6 protein-coding genes are annotated in these 5,201 nt (G+C 66.4%); 4 read left to right on the top strand and 2 right to left on the bottom strand.

The features are described 5' to 3' along the window. Positions 1 to 130 precede the first annotated feature (130 nt). Together ACTHNZ_RS25070 and ACTHNZ_RS25065 are read right to left on the bottom strand one after the other, a co-directional pair. Positions 131 to 325: a zinc-finger domain-containing protein gene (locus tag ACTHNZ_RS25070; RefSeq protein ID WP_102608952.1), complete on the bottom strand. Its 195-nt coding sequence runs from the start codon at positions 323 to 325 to the stop codon at positions 131 to 133. Positions 326 to 402: 77 nt separating this feature from the next. Further along, complete coding sequence (locus ACTHNZ_RS25065; RefSeq protein ID WP_440545294.1) at positions 403 to 1,326, bottom strand: branched-chain amino acid transaminase; 924 nt, start codon at positions 1,324 to 1,326, stop codon at positions 403 to 405. Positions 1,327 to 1,509: 183 nt separating this feature from the next. Between ACTHNZ_RS25065 and ACTHNZ_RS25060 the strand changes: the two genes are divergently transcribed. The 4 genes from ACTHNZ_RS25060 to pyk all read left to right on the top strand — a co-directional run. Continuing rightward, a complete protein-coding gene (locus tag ACTHNZ_RS25060) occupies positions 1,510 to 2,289 on the top strand; it encodes an AzlC family ABC transporter permease (protein WP_440545293.1) in 780 nt (259 codons plus the stop codon). Positions 2,290 to 2,292: 3 nt separating this feature from the next. Then, the gene (locus tag ACTHNZ_RS25055) at positions 2,293 to 2,616 is read left to right on the top strand and encodes an AzlD domain-containing protein (RefSeq protein ID WP_440545292.1); all 324 of its coding nucleotides are present in this window, start codon (positions 2,293 to 2,295) and stop codon (positions 2,614 to 2,616) included. 193 nt (positions 2,617 to 2,809) lie between these two features. Continuing rightward, positions 2,810 to 4,003, top strand: a complete 1,194-nt coding sequence (locus tag ACTHNZ_RS25050; RefSeq protein WP_440545291.1) for a phosphoglycerate kinase — start codon at positions 2,810 to 2,812, stop codon at positions 4,001 to 4,003. A gap of 296 nt (positions 4,004 to 4,299) precedes the next feature. Then, on the top strand, positions 4,300 to 5,201 hold a 902-nt coding region (pyk, locus tag ACTHNZ_RS25045; RefSeq protein ID WP_440545290.1), incomplete at its 3' end, for a pyruvate kinase.

Below are 5,201 nucleotides of genomic sequence, written 5' to 3'. Positions count from 1 at the left end.
CGGGGCGCCCGGCCGGGGGCGCAAACCGGCCCGCCGCGGCCGCCGCCCGCGCGCCCGCGCCGCTTGCGCGTTCGCCCCGGCCGGGACGTGAACGAGCGCTGACTGCGCCGCGCGTGGGCGACGGGACGAATCAGTGATGCTTGACGATCTCGCCGTCGCGCAGCTTGTAGCGTGTGCCGCAATACGGGCAACGCGCCTCGCCGTGCGTGACGTCGATGAATACGCGCGGATGCGCGCTCCAGCGCGGCATCGACGGATTCGGGCAGTAAGCGGGCAAATCTTTGGCCGACAGCTCGACCAGCGGCATTTCCTTCGTTTCGCTCATGAGACGGATTCTCGTGATTCTCGTTATAGGCAGGGTGGCGTGCGGCGTTCGGGCGGCGCTCAGGGATCAGATCTTCATCAGATCTTCGTGAGCCAGTGCTGATACTTCGCGTTCTTGCCCGCGATGACGTCGAAGAACGCCGATTGTAGTTTTTCGGTGACGGGGCCGCGCGCGCCGGCGCCGATCGTGCGGTTGTCGAGCTCGCGGATCGGCGTGACTTCAGCGGCGGTGCCCGTGAAGAACGCTTCGTCGGCCGTATAGACCTCGTCGCGCGTGATCCGCTTTTCGATGACTTCGATCCCCGCGTCGCGCGCGAGCGTGATCACCGTATCGCGCGTGATGCCGTCGAGGCACGAGGCCAGATCGGGCGTGTAGAGCTTGCCGTTGTTGACGAGGAAGAAGTTCTCGCCCGAGCCTTCGGAGACGTAGCCGTCGACGTCGAGCAACAGTGCCTCGTCATAGCCGTCGGCCGTCGCCTCCTGATTCGCGAGAATCGAGTTCACGTACCAGCCCGACGCCTTGGCGCGCACCATCGAGACGTTGACGTGGTGGCGCGTGAACGACGAGGTCTTCACGCGGATGCCCTTCGTCATCCCTTCTTCGCCGAGGTAGGCACCCCACGGCCAGGCCGCGATCGCCACGTGGATCGTGTTGCCGCGAGCGGAGACGCCGAGCTTCTCCGAGCCGACCCAAATGATCGGGCGCAGATAGGCGGTCTCGAGCTTGTTCTCGCGCACGACTTCGCATTGCGCGGCGGCAAGCGTTTCGTGATCGAACGGCACGTTCATCTGGAAGATCTTCGCCGAGTTCAGCAGACGCTTCGTATGCTCCTTCAGGCGGAAGATGGCACTCGCACCGTCGACCGTCTTGTACGCGCGCACACCCTCGAAGACGCCCATGCCGTAGTGCAGCGTGTGCGTCAGGACGTGGATCTTGGCGTCGCGCCAGTCGATCAGCTTGCCGTCCATCCAAATCTTGCCGTCGCGATCGGCCATTGACATACGTATCTCCTAGCGGTGCGGTGGGGGTGCCCCAGTGAGTTCGCCATTTTAGCGTCTTTTGTGGGCTTCTCGGCACGCGCTAGCTGGTTTATGGGCGTTGGGGGCAATCGGCCTCTATAATCGGACACCTTCTGATTCGAACAGGCGGCCGGGCTCGCGTGCCCGGCCCGCCGCCCGGCCGCCATGCTCTCTCGCCTCAGCCCCGCCGACCGCGCCGCCTTCACGAGCGGCGTGCGCGACTATTCGCCGACGCTGATGGCCATGTTCTCGTGGGGCCTCGTCACTGGTGTGGCGATGAGCAAATCGGTCTTGAGCGTGCCGCAGGCGCTCGGCATGTCGCTGCTCGTCTACGCGGGCTCGTCCCAGCTCGCCGTGCTGCCGCTCCTCGCCGCCAAGTTGCCGATCTGGACCGCGCTGCTCACGGCGGCCATGGTCAATACGCGCTTCGTCATCTTCAGCGCGGGGCTCGCGCCGCATTTCTCGTACTTGCCGTTCTGGCGGCGGCTCGCGCTCGGCTATTTCAATGGCGACGTCGTCTACTTGCTGTTTCAGAAGAAAGCGTTCGCGAACGGCTACGTGCCTGGCAAAGAGGCCTATTTCTGGGGGATGTCGCTGCTGAGTTGGGTGTTTTGGCAAGTCTCGTCGATCGCCGGCATCCTGCTCGCCAGCGCCGTTCCGGACAATTGGGGGCTCGATCTCGCGGGCACGCTCGCCCTCGTGCCGCTGATCGTCAGTGCCGTCATCAGCCGTTCGATGCTGGCGGCCGTCGCGATGGCGGGCGTCGTGGCGCTCATCGCCATCGATCTGCCTTATCGGCTCGCGCTCCCGCTGGCCGTGTTCGCCGCCATCGCGGCGGGCAGCATCGCCGACGTCGTGGCCGAACGCGCCGATCTGCGCCGCCTGCGCACCGCGCGGCCCACCGCGCGTTCGGCGCATTCCACGGATTTCGGCAAGGAGCCCTGAACGATGTCGCCCATGCAAATCTGGCTCGCGATCGTCGGGATGACCGCCGTGACGGCCGCCACGCGCGCGTTCTTCCTGCTCGGCGGCGAGCGGGCCGTGCTGCCGGAGCGCGTGCAGCGCGCGCTGCGCTACGCGCCGGCCGCCGCGCTCGTTGCCGTCGTGCTGCCCGATGTGCTGCAAACGCCGAGGGGGATCTCGTTTGCGCTGTCCAATCATGCGTTTTACGGCACGTTGGCGGGGCTGGCCTGGTTTCTCTGGCGTCGCAGCATGGTCGGCACGATCATCGTCGGCATGATCGCCTATACGTTGCTGCGCCTCTTCGCGTGACGTGCCCGCGACACGCCCCCGACCCACCCGATTGCGACATACGTTCCCCGAATACGCGACATTCGTGCTCCGATCGGGTTCGAGAGCGGGGCGATCGGCTAAAATGCTCGACTGCCGCTCTCGCCGCGAACCGGGGCCACCCGCTCGCGGCGGGCGCACTCGCCCGTCCACCAACCTGCATGCGTACATTCCCATGAGCCAAGTACTGCGTCTCTCCGATCTGATCGCAAAGGGCTTGCTGTCCGGCAAGCGCGTCTTCATCCGCGCCGATCTCAACGTGCCGCAGGACGAGCAAGGCAACATCACCGAAGACACGCGCGTGCGTGCCTCCGTGCCGGCCATCGAGGCCGCGCTGGCCGCGGGCGCCGCCGTCATGGTGACGTCGCACCTCGGGCGCCCGACCGAAGGCGAGTTCAAACCCGAAGATTCGCTGGCGCCCGTCGCCAAACGCCTGGCCGAGCTGCTCGGCCGCGACGTGCCGCTCGTCGCCAATTGGGTCGAGAACGGCGTGAACGTCGCGCCGGGCCAGGTCGTCCTGCTCGAGAACTGCCGCGTCAACAAGGGCGAGAAGAAGAACAGCGACGAACTCGCGCAGAAAATGGCGCAGCTGGCCGACATCTACGTCAACGACGCATTCGGCACCGCGCACCGCGCCGAGGCCACGACGCACGGCATCGCCAAGTACGCGAAGATCGCTTGCGCGGGCCCGCTGCTCGCGGCCGAGCTCGACGCGCTCGGCAAGGCGCTCGGCAATCCGAAGCGCCCGCTCGTGGCGATCGTCGCGGGCTCGAAGGTGTCGACCAAGCTCACGATCCTCAAGTCGCTCGCCGAAAAGGTCGATCAGCTGATCGTCGGCGGCGGCATCGCCAACACGTTCATGCTCGCGGCCGGCCTGAAGATCGGCAAGTCGCTCGCCGAGCCCGATCTCGTGAACGAGGCCAAGGCCATCATCGAGGGCGCGCGCGCGCGCGGAGCCTCGGTGCCGATCCCTTCCGACGTCGTCGTGGCGAAGCAGTTTTCGGCGACGGCGGCGGCCGTGACCAAGAACGTCGCGGACATCGAAGCCGACGACATGATCCTCGACATCGGCCCGCAAACGGCGAAGGCGCTCGCCACGCAGCTTTCGAGCGCCGGCACCATCGTCTGGAACGGTCCGGTCGGCGTGTTCGAATTCGACCAATTCGGCAACGGCACCAAGACGCTGGCCGAAGCGATCGCGAAGTCGCCGGCTTTCTCGATCGCCGGCGGCGGCGATACGCTCGCGGCGATCGCCAAGTACGGCATCCACGACAAGGTCAGCTACATCTCGACGGGCGGCGGCGCATTCCTCGAATTCCTCGAGGGCAAGAAGCTGCCCGCCGTCGAAGTGCTCGAGTCCCGGGCTTGACCGTGGGCGCGCGCGCTCCGAAGTCGGCCAAGAGCCCGGCCCGACCGGCCCGTTCGGTGCGCCGCGCATCGGCTGTCGAGGCGGCGGGCAATCCGTCCGCCCCGCGGCCGGTCGAACCGGTTGCGGTGCCGCTCGCCGGCACCGCCGCGCAAGCCCAGCCGATCCATGAAGACAAAGCGACGCCGGCACGACCTGGCGCGCAAGAAAGCCCCAATCGCACGAGCGCTTCGTCCCAGGCGCCCGACGCATCATCTCGCAGCCCGTTTACCAGCGACACCACCCAGACGAGGAGATACATGCATCGCGCCACCAAGATTGTCGCCACGATCGGACCGGCATCGAGTTCGCCCGAGGTTCTCTTGCAGATGATGCAAGCGGGCGTCGACGTCGTACGCCTGAATTTTTCGCACGGCACGGCCGACGATCACCGCCAGCGCGCCGAGCACGTGCGCGAGGCGGCGCGCCAGACGGGAAGGGCGGTCGCCATCATGGCCGACCTGCAAGGGCCCAAGATTCGAGTCGGCAAGTTCGAGAACGGCAAGACCATGCTCGAGCCGGGCCAGCCGTTCATCCTCGACGCGAACTGCGCGCTCGGCAACGACGACCGCGTGGGCCTCGACTATCGCGATTTGCCGCGCGACCTGAAGCCGGGCGACGTCCTGCTGCTGAACGACGGCTTGATCGTGCTGACGGTTGCCCGAGTGATCGGCGAAGAAATCCACACGATCGTCAAAGTCGGCGGCGAGCTGTCGAACAACAAGGGCATCAACCGCCAAGGCGGCGGCTTGACGGCGCCCGCGCTGACGGCGAAGGACATGGAGGATATCCGCACGGCGATGGCGATCGGCGTCGACTACATCGCCGTCTCGTTTCCGAAGAATGCAACCGACATGGAGATGGCGCGCCAGCTCGCGAACATCGCCGGCATGCCGTACGGCAACAAGCCCAAGATGATCGCCAAGATCGAGCGCGCGGAGGCGATTCCCGCGCTGCAAGGCATTCTCGACGCATCGGACGGCATCATGGTCGCCCGGGGCGACTTGGCCGTCGAAGTCGGCAACGCGGCCGTGCCGGCGCTGCAAAAACGGATGATCCGGATGGCGCGCGAGTCGAACAAGCTCGTCATTACGGCCACGCAAATGATGGAATCGATGATCCATGCGCCGGTGCCGACGCGCGCCGAAGTATCGGACGTCGC

Source organism: Trinickia sp., from assembly GCF_051953955.1.
Taxonomy (GTDB): domain Bacteria; phylum Pseudomonadota; class Gammaproteobacteria; order Burkholderiales; family Burkholderiaceae; genus Trinickia.
The sequence above is the reverse complement of the archived record's forward strand: the minus strand, read 5'-3'. Positions and strand labels throughout refer to the sequence as shown.

Coding starts and splice junctions, on each gene's coding strand:
- ACTHNZ_RS25070 (WP_102608952.1), bottom strand. CDS start 325: ATGAGCGAAACGAAGGAAATGCCGCTGGTCGAGCTGTCGGCCAAAGAT.
- ACTHNZ_RS25065 (WP_440545294.1), bottom strand. CDS start 1,326: ATGTCAATGGCCGATCGCGACGGCAAGATTTGGATGGACGGCAAGCTG.
- ACTHNZ_RS25060 (WP_440545293.1), top strand. CDS start 1,510: ATGCTCTCTCGCCTCAGCCCCGCCGACCGCGCCGCCTTCACGAGCGGC.
- ACTHNZ_RS25055 (WP_440545292.1), top strand. CDS start 2,293: ATGTCGCCCATGCAAATCTGGCTCGCGATCGTCGGGATGACCGCCGTG.
- ACTHNZ_RS25050 (WP_440545291.1), top strand. CDS start 2,810: ATGAGCCAAGTACTGCGTCTCTCCGATCTGATCGCAAAGGGCTTGCTG.